We start from the raw sequence: 13,254 nt of genomic DNA, 5'->3' as shown, positions 1-13,254 counted from the left end.
CATGTTCAAACTCGCAGGACTCACTCTCGCCGCGCTGACCCTCAGCGCGGCGGCCCACGCCGATGTCGACCTGAAGCTGGGCAGCACCGAACGCGTCACCCGCCTCTTCGCCTACCCCAACAACTGCAGCGTGATCTGCTTCCGCAACTGGACGCTGGAACAGACCGTGTCGCACTACCTGACCCAGAGCGTGCAGCGCGACGGGTACGCCAACGCCAAGGTGCTGGTGAAGACCGACAACGATCAGCTCTACGCCGAGATCAGCGGCGTGCCGCAGGGCTACGACAAGCCGCTGTCCGCCCTGCTGGACGCCGGCGACCTGGCCTACACCGGCGCCAGCAAGCTCAACGCCGACGGCAAGTGGGCGTACAGCTGGTATCTGTTCCTGCCGCTGGGCATGGCCCTGGAGAACCGCAAGAGCGTCGAGCTGCTGCACTTCCCGCCGGACTATTCGCTGACCCAGGCCCAGGACTACCTGCGCTCCAACACCACCGACCGCTGGGCGGCGCTTCTGACCGACAACGGCATCCCCGCCGACCAGACCCCGGCCTACCAGACCATCGTCGACATCGCCCCGATCGCCGCGCCGGCCAGCGCCGGCAAGGACCTGGAAGGCGTCTACGACTACTTCAAGGACTACCAGACCACCATGGTCAAGCAGGTCAGCGTCAGCGCCAACGGCGCCGCGTTGCCGATGGTGGCCTTCGGCGCGCCGGTGCGTAACTGGATCAAGCAGCAGTACGGCCAGACCGTGAACGTGCTGGGCCTGGCGACCATCAGCCCGAGCGACGGCGTGAAGGTGCCGGTGCTGGGCTCCAACCACCCGAGCTACATCTGGTACGCGGCGGATCCGGAAACCTACACCGGCGACGACGCCCAGGCCAAGGCCGACGCGGCCGGCCTGAAGGTGATGGGCCAGGACCTGAGCGCCGCCTGCTGGCAGGCGGGCATGGGCAGCAAGCCGGGCAGCGATCCGAAGACCCTGCTCAACAGCTGCACCCAGACCTGGCAAGTCACGCAGAAGGTCAAGACCTGCGAGCTGTTCTACACCTCGATCCGCAACCTCACCCCGGAGCATGCGGCGGCCAAGTGCACCACCGCGCCGGTCAAGACGCAGCTCAAGGCCCTGAAGGAACCGTTGCCGGCCACCGCCCAACCCGCCCCGCACCTGTAAGGCACGCTCGACGCCCCTTGTGTCAGCCAGGGCTGACGCAAGGATGCGTCCATTTCGCCTGTCAGATCTGACAGTAGACCTGCCGGGCCGCTCGCGAGAACATTGAGCCAATCAGCGAAACAGTACCGACAGGACGTCGGTTTTGAGGAATCAACACGACCATCGACAGGGACAGTTATGAACCGTTGCGTCGTCCAACGACCCGTGCCGCGCGACACGGAAGGCATCTATCCGTTCGCGGGGCTGCCGGTCCGCCTAGGCTTTCCCTCCCGGCACGACTTCGAGATCGTCCACGATCCCCAAGGCCTGCCCTCGGCCGTCGTGGCGCGCAAGGGATTCCTGCGCATCAGCCGCATGTGCCGGATCTCGGGGCAACTGCTGCCCTACCGCTGCCGGCAGACCCGGCAGTTGCTGCCGGACGTGCATCTGTATGACCCGAGATTCTGCGGGTTGATCGGACATGCCTGCGACCCGAACGTGTTCCTGGACATGAGCGAACTGTGGCTGTGGGCGCTCAGGGACATCGCGCCGGGCGAGCGGCTCACGGTCGATCTGGCCGCCACAGAAAGCAAGGTGCTGCACCAGTTCGCCTGCGGCTGCGGCGCCCCGCGCTGCCGCGGCTGGATCACCGGGTTCGACGAACCGCCGAACCCGCAAGGCCAGCGCTTCCTGCAGGACTGGAGGCGCCGGCGCTGATCACGCCGTCACGGCGCCCCGACCGGACGCAGGCGGTATTGCGGCGGCAGTTGCTCGAAACCGCTGATGGTGGTGTTCAGGCTTTTCCAACGACCGTCCTTGATGCCGTAGATGCAGCCGTGCACCGACAGGCTCTGGCCGCGGTGCCAGGCGTTCTGCACGATGCTGGTGTGGGCGACGTTGGCCACCTGCTGGATCACGTTGAGTTCGCACAGGCGGTCGACCTGCTCTTCCTCGGTCGCCAGCTTGGCGATCTCTTCGCGCTTCTCGTAGTACAGGTCGCGGATCGAACGCAGCCAGCCGTCGATCAGGCCGAACTGGCGATCCTGCATCGAGGCCCGCACACCGCCGCAGCCGTAGTGGCCGGTCACCAGGATGTGCTTGACCTTGAGCACGTCCACCGCGTACTGGATCACCGACAGGCAGTTGAGGTCGGTGTGCAGCACCACGTTGGCGACGTTGCGGTGCACGAACAGATCGCCCGGCAGCATGCCGACGATCTCGTTGGCCGGCACCCGTGCGTCGGAGCAGCCGATCCACAGATACTCCGGCGTCTGCTGGCGGGCCAGCTTGGCGAAGAAATCCGGGTCTTCCTTGGTGATCGCGTCAGCCCAACGCTCGTTGTTATCAATCAGGTCTTGTAAGTCATGCATGCTGTAAGGCCTCAAGAAAGATGCGTGGGTGTGACAGTCGACCGCCGGTCGGGGTCACGGATGCGCGGCAAGTGTTTTCATCGGAATTTCTCGGGTGCCCGGTGAGTCCACCCAGATAAGGCCCACAGCATAGTACGAGGAATTGCCATGAACGACTCACGACGCCCCTTCGACGCAGCGCAGCCGGCGCCGATCGATGATACCCAAGACCGCATGGGGTCGGTGCACGAGCTGGATTTCGACGACGAACAGCCGGACGCCAAGATCGGCGACGAACTGCCGCCCCGGGAGCGCGAACAGCTGATGCCCCGCCAGCGGGTGCGTGAAGCGGGCATGACCGGTGCTTCCGTCGGCGACCATCAGCCCACCGACGATGACCTGAGCCCGGAGACCCTGATCCGCGAAGACGGCGCCAGGGATGCCCATGAGGCCGGTCGGGACGATCCGGCGGACTGGGACTTGAGCATCGTCGACAGCCGGGACATCGGCGCCGGCGACGGGCCGGACGAGGCGGAACTGGCCAGGCGCGACCCGCTGGACCGCAAGCGCTGAGACCGTGCAGGCCTTGTGCGGCCAGAGGGGATCAGTCGACCAGCGTGCAGACCATCACCACGGCGTCCTCGCGTCCGCCCACCGCCGGGTAGTAGTCCCGGCGCCGGCCGACCTCGTTGAAGCCGTAGCGCTCGTACAGGCGAAACGCCGCGGTGTTGCTGTCGCGCACCTCCAGGAAACACTCCCGCGCCTCGGCCGCGTAGGCTCGGGACATCAGGTGCTCCAGCAGTTTGAGCCCCAGGCCGCGGCCCTGGTTCTCGGGCTTGACCGTGATGTTCAGCAGGTGCGCCTCGTCCAGGATGATCTGGACGACGCCGTGACCGACCTGCTGCTGGCCTTCGAACATCAGCCAGATCTGGTACTTGCCCAGACCGTCGAGAAAGATCCCGCGGGTCCACGGGTGGCTGTACGCCGCGTATTCGATCTTCAGCACAGCGTCCAGGTCCGCCTCGGTCATCGGGCGGAACGATACAGCGTCACTCATTCGATTCTTTCCAGCGCGCCATCAGCCGGCGCATGGCTTGCCACACGGCGCCCTTGCGCTGCGGCTCTTCCATCAACAGTTCCAGGCCCGGCAACGCCCAGGCCGGGCCGAGCCCTTCGATCTGCAGTTCGCGGTTGAACGCCTCGGCGTCCGCCTCGCCGGCAAACCGCACCGCCGGCAGACCGATCAGCCACACAAACGCACACGGCGCTTCTTCCATGCGCACCGACAGGAACCCCTGGACGAAATCCCGGGCAGCCTCCGGCCCCTGATCCATCGAACTGCGCACCAGCAGCGGCCAGCGCACCGGCTCGCCGACGATCTGCGGGGCGTCCGGCAGGCCGGCGGCGCGCAGCATGTCCTTGAGCAGCAGGTAGGCCGGATCCCGGGACTGGAACGGCTCGCCGGTGGGCAGCTCGACCAGCAGGAAGCACCGCCCGGCCCGCAGCAGCTGCAGGGCGAAACGCGGCGGCGGCACCGGTGCGGGACGCACGACCGGCGCCGCCTCCTCGGCGTCCTCCACCGGTTTGGCGGCAGGACGGCCGGCGGCCGGCGTCGGGCGCGGCACTTCGATCTTCACCCGCTCGGCCGCACGCGGGGCCGATTGCGCCGGGGCCGAGGCCGCAGCGGCCGGCAGATCCGGCACGACGGCCTCGGGTTCAGGCGCCTCCAGCAACTCGGGCCGCGACGGCGCGGCAAAGGGCAATTCGGTGCGCGGCAGCCAATTGACCACCTGCATGGCGTTCAGATAGGCGCGGCGGCGGGACTCGATAAGCAAGGGTCGGCCACTTGTGGATAACTTAAAGTGCGCTGATTCTACCGCCCTTCGCTCAAGATCGCTTGCTGTTGATCGATAGCCTTGACCGGTGTCCGTTCACCAAAGAATGCGACAGCCCGTCCCGAGAATGAATCGCACCGCACGCGATGCAGTACAATCGCGGCTTTTATCCGCCAACCAGCCGGCCATTCCGATGATCGAACCCAAGCGCGTCTTGCGCGCCCTCGCTGAACACTGGGCACTTCTGGAGCCACTGTGCGAGCACTTCGACCAAGGCACCCTGAGCCTCAACGAACTGCGCACGCAACTGGCCGCCCAGCAACTGGAAAGCACGCCGCAGGACATCACCCACCTGCTCGACGTGTGGATCCGCCTCGACATTCTGGTGCCCGTGGCCAAAAGCCCGAACCGTTTCGAGCTCAACGCGCAGATCCACGACTTCCTCGCCTACCTGCGCCGTGAACACCGCCTGGGCCTGTGCCTGGAGATCGAAGCCTACCTGCGCCACCTCGAACGCCTGGCCGGCTACATCCAGGACGCCTTCGAGATCCGCGACGGCAACGACCTCGCCCGTCAGCTGCGCCTGCTCGACATGCGCGTGCGCGACGTCCTGAAGAAGCTCGACAACGACGAGCAGGCCCTGGTGGCCGTGGCCGAACGGGCCAAGACCAGCGACCGGCAGATCCCGCTGCGCCAGCGCTACGCCGAAGTGCTGGCGACCTGGGACGAGTACGTCGAGCCGATGATCGACCTGGTCAACGCCGACGGCGCCTTCGAACAGGGCGTGCGCAAGGTCGAGACCGTGCTGCTCAAGATGCTCAGCGAACAGCAGCGCCTGGGCCACCTGGTCGACGACGACATGCTGCTGCGCACCCACGCGCGCATCCTCGAAATGCAGACCAGCGCCCAGCTCACCCTGCGCCACGCCCGGGAGCTGCTGCTGCCTCTGCGCGAAGAGGCCCGCCGGCACAACGCCGTGACCCGCGGCGCCGCCCTCGCCCTGGCGGCGATCCGGCGCAAGGGCCTCGACGCCGTACCGCAGGCGGCGATGCCGCTGTTCACCCGTCCGCAGAGCACGTTCCTGGGCAGCGCCAGCCAGGTCGAGGCCTACGTGTACGCCCTCGCCCGCTTCGAGCCGAAACCGGCGCGCTTCCCCAAGGCCCACAAGACCGCCAAGGGCGGCGACGCCCCGCGGGCGCCGCGCACCGTGCGCGAAATGGTCGACCGCTGCGAAGAAGCCCTGCCGATGCCGGATCTGATGAACTGGCTGCTGGAGCAGGAACCGGACGGCGCCACCGACGAACTGCTCTACTGGTTCTCGCGCCTGTCGCGGGAGAAACGCTTCAAGCGCGAGCGTCTGGAGCGCCGCGAATACCACACTCACGAGCACCGGGTCAGCCTGCGCTCCTTCGCCCTGCTCTCGGCCCGCGACACCGCCGCCGAGGATGCTGCGAGCCCCCTCTCTGCAGGTACTTCTCATGCATCTTGATCTATCCGAACTGTCCCAACTCGCGCCGATCTTCCGCGAACTGTTCAAGGGCTACCACGTCAGCCGCCGCGATCCGGAACTGTACGCGCAACTGTCCAACTTCCAGGACCAGTACCGCACGCTGTTCAAGGCCCTGGGCTTCGAACTGGTCTGCGACACCCGCGGCTTCTACTACTTCGTGCCGGACATGGCCGCCGCCGCGGTGAACAAGACCGCCCAGCGCCTGGCGCTGTTCACCTTCATCCTCGTCGAGCACCTGGCCGACCAGGGCCGCGACCCGATCGCCGTGCTCGACGGCGGCAGCCTCGGCCGCGAGGAACTGCCGTCGCTGCTGGAAAAGTACCGCGACCTGTTCATCCAGGCCGAAGTGCAGACCCAGGACGAACTCGAAGAGAAGATCATGCGCCGCATGACCCAGCTCGGCTTCGCCAGCGAAGAGAACGGCGTGTACCGCTTCCTGCCGCCGATGCACCGTTTCCTCGACGTGTGCCTGTCGGTGCAGCAGGACCGCGACCTGGCGGCCAGCGTCCACAGCGTCCTGCCGCTGCCGGCGCCGGTGCTGATCGACGCCGCGGCCGAAGCGAAGTTTCTGGCCACCGACGACCCGCTTGACCTGTCCGAATTCGAGGACGAAAGCGAAGAAGACGCACTGGCCCGGGCCATTGCCGAAGAACAGGAGTATGGCGAATGAGCCAGGAACGCTACGGCATCCGCCGCTTTGCCCTTTTGAACACCGCCGGCTACAGCCTGGGCCTGTTCCCGCTGGAAGAGCCGCTGTCGGTCTACGGCGCGAACAACCTCGGCAAGTCCGCCTCGATCAACGCCTTGCAGTTCCCGATCCTGGCGCGCATGTCGGACATGAGCTTCGGCAAGTACAGCCTGGAGCAGTCGCGGCGCTTCTACTTCGCCTCGGACACCAGCTACATCCTCGTCGAAGTCAACCTGCCCCACGGCCCCCACGTGATCGGCGTGGCCGGTCGCGGCCCGGGCGGCGGCTTCGGCCACCAGTTCTTCGCCTACGCCGGCAAGCTCGACCTGGCCCACTACCAGAAAGACGACACCTGCCTGCGCCAGAAGGAGCTGTTCAGCAACCTTGAGCGCGAAGGCCTCAAAGCCTACGAGCTCAAGCCCGACGAACTGCGTCGCCTGCTGGTCGGCGGCCATACGTCGATCCCGCTCGACCTGACCCTGATCCCGCTGCGCTCCACCAACGAGCAAAGCCTGAAGACCTTCCGCGCCCTGTTCATCAACCTGCTGCACATGCGCGAAATCACCGCAGCCAAGCTCAAGCAACTGTTCCTCGACGCGTTCGAGCACAGCCTGCGCTCCGGCAGCGTCGACTACATCGCCGCCTGCGAAGAAGCCTTCCGCGATGTGCGCCGCATGGAACAGGACTACAACTCGCTGGTGGCCGCCGGCCCGCTGGTCGAGGCCCTGGCCAACGGCGTCAAGCAGCGCGACGTGTTGCGCGGCAAGCTGCATCGCCTGTCGCCGCTGCTCGACTCGCTGCTCGGCACCTGGTCGGACTACGCCAACGCGCGCAAGGAAGAGCTGACGATCCAGGCCGAACACTACCGCCGCGAGCAGGACGACCTGCAGAACGACCAGCGCGGCGGCACCCAGGAACTGATGCGCCTGGAGCGGGAAATCACCGGCATCCAGCGCTGGCTCGGTGAGCTGTCGGTGCTCAAGCACCGCTTTGCGTTGGTCGACGACGTCAAGGTGCTGGAGCAGCAGTTGCTGGCCGCCAAGGACGCCCACGACGAACTGGCCGGCGCCCTGGCGCAGTCCCGTCAGTTCAGCGCCGAAGATCTGGAAGAGCGCCTGCGCGATCTGGAGAAGCGCCTGAAGTCGGTGAAGCAGCAACTCGACCACGCCGACAACAACAGCTACGCCCGCCTGCGCGAAGAGTTCTCCCAGCAGGACGTCGAACGCCTGATGCGCCTGTTCAACAGCGCGCTGTTCAGCCTGCCGCTGGGCGAACACGGCATCGCGCTGGACGACGCCGGAGAATGGGTCAAGTCCGTGGAACTGATCCTCGACGGCTTCAAGGGCGAGCGCTTCGAGGTGCCGGGCCTGTCCATCGACATCTCGCACATCGAACCGCCGGCCCTCCAGGCCCTGGCCGACCGCGCCGCGCTGCGCGACCAGAAGGAGCGTCTGGAAAAAGAGCTCAAGCAACTCAAGACCCAGCAGGCCGTGGCCGCCGACCGCGCCGCGAGCAAGACCCAGACCGAAACGCTGTACCAGCAGGTGCTGGACGCGCAGAAGGCGCTGGAAGACTTCCGCCGCACCCAGACTCTGAGCGCCGAGGAAGGCGACAAGCTCGAACAGCTCGCGCAGATGGAAGCCGCCCAGGACGAGCTCAAGCGCTCCAGCGACGCGTTCACCGAACGCGTCCAGCAGCTGTCGGCCAAGCTGCAGCTGGTCGGCCGGCAGATCGCCGACATGGAAGCCAAGCAACGCACCCTCGACGACGCCCTGCGCCGCCGTCAGTTGCTGCCGGCGGATCTGCCGTTCGGCACGCCGTTCATGGATCCGGTCGACGATTCGATGGACAACCTGCTGCCGCTGCTCAACGACTACCAGGACAGCTGGCAGGGCCTGCTGCGCTGCGACGGCCAGATCGAAGCGCTGTACGCCCAGGTGCGCCTCAAGGGCGTGGCCAAGTTCGACAGCGAAGACGACATGGAGCGCCGCCTGCAGCTGCTGATCAACGCCTACGCGCACCGCACCGACGAAGCCCTCACCCTGGGCAAGGCGCGGCGCGCGGCGGTCACCGACATCGCCCGTACCCTGCGCAACATCCGCAGCGACTACGACAGCCTCGAACACCAGTTGGCGCTGTTCAACCGCGAGATCAACAAGCGTCAGGTGTCCAACCTGCAAAGCTTCCGCATCGTGCTGGCACCGAACAAGGAAGCGCTCAAGCACATCGACCAGATCATCCACAGCGCCGGCCAGTACGAGGAAGGCGAGACCCTGTCGGTGTTCGACCTGAGCCAGAGCGCCGAGCAGGACAACAAGAACGAAGAGGCCAAGGAATACCTGGCGCGGCTGGTGGCGGCCAACCACAACCAGCTCGGCCTCAAGGACTTGTTCGAACTGGCGTTCGAGATCACCAAGGTCAACGGCCAGCCGGTGATCCACACCGACATCGACGGTGCGGCGTCCAACGGCACCACCATGACCATCAAGGCGCTGACCAACATGTACCTGTTGCTGCACTTGATGGACCGCGACCTGGCCGGCCGCGTGCGTCTGCCGTACTACCTCGACGAGGCGGCGGACATCGACGAGAAGAACCAGGCCGCGCTGCTGGAGACCAGCCTGCAGCTGGGCTTCGTGCCGATCCTGGCGAGCGTGAAGCCGCAGGTCTGCGCCAGTGTCGCCATCGACCTGGAAGGCGGCAGCGGCCCGGCGGGGATCTACATCGACGAGGCGGACTGGAAGTACATCCGCCGTCACGACGTGGTGAAGGCCACCCTCAACGCGCAAGCCGACGAGCCGGAGCTGGACGCGGTCTGATCCGCGTGGGCTGAAGGCAAAACAAAGGGCCGCGATCCAATGGATCGCGGCCCTTTTTCTTGGCCTGGGATTTTCAGTGCCGGCGCCTACGCATAGGTCACTTGCCGAGCGGAATCTTCGGCGCCCAGGTCAGCCACTCGTCCTCGAACTTGTCGAACAGCGGGAACGTCTGCTCCGCACGGGCCGGGCTGCCCATCCGCTCGCCGTCCGGCGTGGCGAAGGCGATGCCGCCCTGGATCAGGGTCTCCAGCGACTCGGTGCGCACCGTCACGCCCTTGAACAGACCGTAATCGAAGCCCAGGCCGCTGGTGTTCCAGAACCGCGTGCCGCTGCGCACCAACGGCGCGTACTTCGGCTCGATCAGGATGTGCACCAGCACCCGGTCCGCCGTCTGCCCCAGCTCGTAACCGGTGACTTTGCCCACCGTGATTTCGCGGTAGGTCACCGGCACGCCAGGCTTGAGCGAGCCCCGGCGGGCGGCGCTCAGCACCAGGCTCAGCCCCGGCTCCTGTTTCGCCGCTTCCGGCGGGCTGGCCAGCGCCACGAAGTTCTTCTGCGGCCCGAGGCTCTTCGCCGCCGGCTGCACTTCCAGGTATTGGCCGGTGACCAGGGTCTCCAGGTTGGAGGTCTTGATCAGCCCCAGCTCCGGCTTGACCACCCAGAACTGACTGCCGACCCGGGCGATGCGCTCCGGCACTTCGGTGATGCGGGCAGTCAGGATCACCGACTGCAGGTCGTCCGTCAGGTCGACGCTCTCGACCTTGCCGACATCCAGCCCCTTGAAGCGGATCGGCGTGCCGCTGCGTAACCCGTCGGCGCGGTCGACCTTGATCGTCACCACCTCGCCTTTCTGGTTCGCCTCGTCATGGTTGGCGAACAGACGGAAACGCGGAATGCGCTTCTGCAGCGGTGCCTTGGCCTGCGGCGTCTCGAATGCGATGCCGCCGGCCATCAGGCTCTGCAGGGATTCGCTCTTGACCTGGATGCCGCTGGTCAAGCCGCCCGTCAGCGTGACGCCGCTGGCGTTCCAGAAACGGGTGGAGGCGTTGACCAGGTTTTCGTATTCCTTCTCGATGTGCACGCCGATGACCAATTGCTTCTTGGTCTTGGAGAACTGATAGCTCTGCACCGAACCGACCTTGACTTGCTTGTAGAGCACCGGGCTGCCGACCTCCAGCGAGCCCAGGTTGTCGGTGAACAGCACCAGGTGCAGGCCCGGCGCCCGCAGGTCGAGCGGCGGCGCCTTCGGCCGGGCCTCGAACTCGCGCTGCGGCGCCGCACCCTTGTCGCCCGGTCGCACAGCGATGTAGTTGCCTTTAACCAACGCTTCCAGGCCGGTGATGCCGGCCAGGGAAATCGACGGTTTGACCACCCAGAACTGGGTGCCGGCCACCAGATAGTCTTCGGCCAGCGGGTCGAGGGTCAGCTCGGCGGTGGCGGTGGACAGGTCCGGATCGATCTTCAGCGCCTTGAGATTGCCGACCTGGATGCCTTTGTACATCACCGGCGTACGGCCGGCCTGCAAACCTTCGTAGTCGCTGAGCTTGACCTTCACCCGGATCCCGGCGGCCGCGGCGTCGAAGTCCTCGTAGAGGCGGAACGGCAGGCTCGGGTCGGTGGGCGGGCTGTCCTTGCGGTTCTCCGGGGTGGCGAACGCGATGCCGCCGGCGACGATGCTGGCCAGGGATTCGCTGCGCACTTTCACGCCTGACAGGTTGGCGTCGATGCTGATGCCGCTGGCGTTCCAGAACCGCGTGTGCTTGCGCACCAGTTTGGCGTAGGCCGGTTCGATGAACACTTTGAGCTCGACGGTGTTCTGGTCTTCGGACAGCAGGTAGCTTTTGATCTGGCCGACCTTGATCTGCTTGTAGAACACCGGGCTGCCACGGTCCAGCGAGCCAAGGCGATCCGCCTTGATGGTCAAGTGCAGGCCCGGCTGGGAATCGGACAGCGGCGGCTCTTCGGCCAGGGCCGTGAACTTGCGGGTCGGCTCGCCTTCTCCCGGGCTGATGGCCACGTAGTTGCCGGACACCAGGGTTTCCAGACCGGTGATGCCGGCCAGGCTCACGCTCGGCTTGACCAGCCAGAAACGGGTGCTGGTCTTGAGGTACTGCCCGACATCCTTGTTCATCTCGATCGTGGCGATCACGCCTTTGGAGTTGCCTTCGTCGTCGAGCTTTAGGGCCTTCACCTTGCCGACCGTCATGCCTTTGTAAAACACTTCGGTCTTGTTGGCCTGAATGCCCTCGCCGCTTTCGAAGCGCACCTGAATCTCGATGCCGGTCTCGTTGTAGGCACGCCAGCCGAGCCAACCGCCGATGATCAGGGCGATCAGGGGCAGCACCCAAATGGCGGACCAGTTCGAGGCCGGTCGGGTTTTCGCTACAGGCAAATCAGTCATGGTCGGCATCCGACTCCGTGTTGTCCCAAATCAGTCGGGGATCGAAAGTGACAGCGGCGAGCATCGTCAGAATCACCACACTGGCGAAGGCGACGGCGCCGAGATTGGCTTCGACGCTGGCGAGCCGGCCGAAGTTGACGACCGCCACCAGGATGGCGATCACGAAAATGTCGAGCATCGACCAGCGGCCGATGAACTCGATGAAGCGGTACATCCAGATCCGCTGACGTGCGGACAACGGCTGGTGCCGCTGCACGGAAAACAGCAGCAGGGCGATGCCCACCAGCTTGAACGTCGGCACCAGGATGCTGGCGATGAACACCACCGCCGCGATCGGGATCATCCCGTGCTGCACCAGTTGGATCACGCCGGACATGATCGTGGCGGGCTCGCCCTGGCCCAACGCGCTGACGGTCATGATCGGCAACACGTTGGCCGGGATGTAGATGATGGCGGCCGTGATCAACAACGCCCAAGTACGCACGAGGCTGTTCGGACGCCGGGCGTGAACCTGCGCTCCGCAACGCGTGCACGTCTGCTCATCGGTGCCGGCCTCCTGCCTGTTCAGTTCATGGCATTCGGCACAGATCAGAATGCCTGCATCAATCGCCCGCATGGGCATCCTCTCCTGATAACGCCTGCCAGATTTGATGCGGTGACATCACCACCTCCAGCCAGACCTGAACCAACAGCAAACCGATGAAGCACATCAGGCCGAGACCGACGGTGATCGCCGCCATGTCCGCCAACTTGACGATCGCCACCAGCACGCCCATGAGGTACACCTCCAGCATTCCCCAGTCCCGCATGTGGTGATAGATCCGATAGAGCAGCAGGCCATAACTGCGTCCGACATTGAAGCGGATCGTCAGCAGCACCATCAATTGGCACAACAGCTTGAGCAGCGGAATCGCCATGCTGCACAGGAACACGACGATCGAGACGCCGCGCATGTCGGTGTCGAAAAGACCGACGACGCCGCTCCAGACCGTGTCCTGCGATGATTGCCCGAGTACATTGAGCTGCATGATGGGCAGAAAGTTCGCCGGCACATAAAGCAATAGCGCCGCCACAACCAGGGCGAGGCTGCGCTGCACCACGTTGTGGCGATGGGCGTACAGTTCGTAGCCGCAGCGAGGGCAAAGGGCTTTCTCGCCATGGGCAAGTTTCGGCTTGCGCATCAGCAAGTCGCACTCATGGCAGGCCACCAAGTCATCCAGCGGTAAATCTGACAGCCCGGGGGCGTCAACCGAATCAGACATAAGGGCACTGGCTCCGAAAAAGAGGGGTCTATTTTAGTGTTCTTATTCGAAAATAACTGTGCAAATTTGTTCTGCGTACGCTAACAAAACTTTCCTGCGGGCAAAACAAAACCCCAACCGCTTTCGCAGTTGGGGTTTCGGAATTTAATCTTGACGATGACCTACTCTCACATGGGGAAACCCCACACTACCATCGGCGATGCATCGTTTCACTTCTGAGTTCGGGATGGGATCAGG

Annotated in this window: 12 protein-coding genes and 1 rRNA gene; 6 read left to right on the top strand and 7 right to left on the bottom strand. The window is 65.1% G+C overall.

The window, feature by feature from the left end:
• The first annotated feature begins 1 nt into the window (after window position 1).
• Window positions 2-1,174, top strand: coding sequence for a hypothetical protein (locus tag CAG41_RS23860; protein WP_085707540.1), 1,173 nt, complete (start codon window positions 2-4; stop codon window positions 1,172-1,174).
• A 177-nt stretch (window positions 1,175-1,351) separates the two neighbouring features.
• Window positions 1,352-1,870: an SET domain-containing protein gene (locus CAG41_RS23855; protein WP_085584671.1), complete on the top strand. Its 519-nt coding sequence runs from the start codon at window positions 1,352-1,354 to the stop codon at window positions 1,868-1,870.
• A gap of 8 nt (window positions 1,871-1,878) precedes the next feature.
• Here CAG41_RS23855 and can read toward each other — a convergent pair whose 3' ends face one another.
• The gene (can, locus tag CAG41_RS23850) at window positions 1,879-2,523 is read right to left on the bottom strand and encodes a carbonate dehydratase (protein ID WP_085584669.1); all 645 of its coding nucleotides are present in this window, start codon (window positions 2,521-2,523) and stop codon (window positions 1,879-1,881) included.
• A 147-nt stretch (window positions 2,524-2,670) separates the two neighbouring features.
• Here can and CAG41_RS23845 point away from each other — a divergent pair, with 147 nt between their 5' ends.
• On the top strand, window positions 2,671-3,075 hold the full coding sequence (locus CAG41_RS23845) for a serine kinase/phosphatase (RefSeq protein WP_085584667.1): 405 nt from the start codon (window positions 2,671-2,673) through the stop codon (window positions 3,073-3,075).
• Between the two features lie 31 nt (window positions 3,076-3,106).
• On the opposite strand, the gene rimI is transcribed toward CAG41_RS23845, so the two are convergent.
• Together rimI and CAG41_RS23835 are read right to left on the bottom strand one after the other, a co-directional pair.
• Entirely contained in the window at window positions 3,107-3,559 is a 453-nt protein-coding gene (gene rimI, locus CAG41_RS23840; protein ID WP_085584665.1) for a ribosomal protein S18-alanine N-acetyltransferase, read from the bottom strand.
• Window positions 3,552-4,298 (bottom strand): energy transducer TonB, encoded by a 747-nt coding sequence (locus tag CAG41_RS23835; RefSeq protein ID WP_085707539.1) that lies wholly within the window; start codon window positions 4,296-4,298, stop codon window positions 3,552-3,554. Before CAG41_RS23835 ends, rimI begins: the two co-directional genes overlap by 8 nt.
• A 232-nt stretch (window positions 4,299-4,530) precedes the next feature.
• On the opposite strand from CAG41_RS23835, the gene mksB reads away from it, so the two are divergent.
• From mksB to mksF, 3 genes are read left to right on the top strand one after another with little or no spacing between them, the layout of a single operon-like run.
• A complete protein-coding gene (gene mksB, locus CAG41_RS23830; protein ID WP_170930077.1) occupies window positions 4,531-5,826 on the top strand; it encodes an Mks condensin complex protein MksB in 1,296 nt (431 codons plus the stop codon).
• Window positions 5,816-6,517, top strand: a complete 702-nt coding sequence (gene mksE, locus CAG41_RS23825) for an Mks condensin complex protein MksE (protein WP_085584659.1) — start codon at window positions 5,816-5,818, stop codon at window positions 6,515-6,517. Before mksB ends, mksE begins: the two co-directional genes overlap by 11 nt.
• Window positions 6,514-9,354 carry an Mks condensin complex protein MksF gene (gene mksF / locus CAG41_RS23820; protein ID WP_085695339.1) on the top strand — a complete coding sequence of 947 codons (2,841 nt, stop codon included), beginning with the start codon at window positions 6,514-6,516 and terminating at the stop codon, window positions 9,352-9,354. The genes mksE and mksF overlap by 4 nt, the downstream gene beginning before the upstream one ends.
• 97 nt (window positions 9,355-9,451) lie before the next feature.
• On the opposite strand, the gene CAG41_RS23815 is transcribed toward mksF, so the two are convergent.
• The 4 genes from CAG41_RS23815 to rrf all read right to left on the bottom strand — a co-directional run.
• On the bottom strand, window positions 9,452-11,755 hold the full coding sequence (locus tag CAG41_RS23815; RefSeq protein ID WP_085584655.1) for an intermembrane transport protein PqiB: 2,304 nt from the start codon (window positions 11,753-11,755) through the stop codon (window positions 9,452-9,454).
• On the bottom strand, window positions 11,748-12,371 hold the full coding sequence (locus tag CAG41_RS23810; protein ID WP_085584653.1) for a paraquat-inducible protein A: 624 nt from the start codon (window positions 12,369-12,371) through the stop codon (window positions 11,748-11,750). Before CAG41_RS23810 ends, CAG41_RS23815 begins: the two co-directional genes overlap by 8 nt.
• Entirely contained in the window at window positions 12,358-13,017 is a 660-nt protein-coding gene (locus CAG41_RS23805) for a paraquat-inducible protein A (protein WP_085584651.1), read from the bottom strand. The genes CAG41_RS23810 and CAG41_RS23805 overlap by 14 nt, the downstream gene beginning before the upstream one ends.
• 148 nt (window positions 13,018-13,165) lie before the next feature.
• Window positions 13,166-13,254 (bottom strand): 5S ribosomal RNA (gene rrf / locus CAG41_RS23800); the annotation flags it as partial.

The organism is Pseudomonas sp. B35(2017), assembly GCF_002113645.1.
GTDB classification, from domain to species: domain Bacteria; phylum Pseudomonadota; class Gammaproteobacteria; order Pseudomonadales; family Pseudomonadaceae; genus Aquipseudomonas; species Aquipseudomonas ekonensis.
Note: the sequence above shows the minus strand (reverse complement) of the source record. Positions and strands in the feature narration are given on the sequence as shown.

Bases quoted from the DNA above. Each gene is read 5' to 3' on its own strand.
- CAG41_RS23860 (WP_085707540.1), top strand. From the start codon at position 2: ATGTTCAAACTCGCAGGACTCACTCTCGCCGCGCTGACCCTCAGCGCG.
- CAG41_RS23855 (WP_085584671.1), top strand. From the start codon at position 1,352: ATGAACCGTTGCGTCGTCCAACGACCCGTGCCGCGCGACACGGAAGGC.
- can (WP_085584669.1), bottom strand. From the start codon at position 2,523: ATGCATGACTTACAAGACCTGATTGATAACAACGAGCGTTGGGCTGAC.
- CAG41_RS23845 (WP_085584667.1), top strand. From the start codon at position 2,671: ATGAACGACTCACGACGCCCCTTCGACGCAGCGCAGCCGGCGCCGATC.
- rimI (WP_085584665.1), bottom strand. From the start codon at position 3,559: ATGAGTGACGCTGTATCGTTCCGCCCGATGACCGAGGCGGACCTGGAC.
- CAG41_RS23835 (WP_085707539.1), bottom strand. From the start codon at position 4,298: ATGCAGGTGGTCAATTGGCTGCCGCGCACCGAATTGCCCTTTGCCGCG.
- mksB (WP_170930077.1), top strand. From the start codon at position 4,531: ATGATCGAACCCAAGCGCGTCTTGCGCGCCCTCGCTGAACACTGGGCA.
- mksE (WP_085584659.1), top strand. From the start codon at position 5,816: ATGCATCTTGATCTATCCGAACTGTCCCAACTCGCGCCGATCTTCCGC.
- mksF (WP_085695339.1), top strand. From the start codon at position 6,514: ATGAGCCAGGAACGCTACGGCATCCGCCGCTTTGCCCTTTTGAACACC.
- CAG41_RS23815 (WP_085584655.1), bottom strand. From the start codon at position 11,755: ATGACTGATTTGCCTGTAGCGAAAACCCGACCGGCCTCGAACTGGTCC.
- CAG41_RS23810 (WP_085584653.1), bottom strand. From the start codon at position 12,371: ATGCGGGCGATTGATGCAGGCATTCTGATCTGTGCCGAATGCCATGAA.
- CAG41_RS23805 (WP_085584651.1), bottom strand. From the start codon at position 13,017: ATGTCTGATTCGGTTGACGCCCCCGGGCTGTCAGATTTACCGCTGGAT.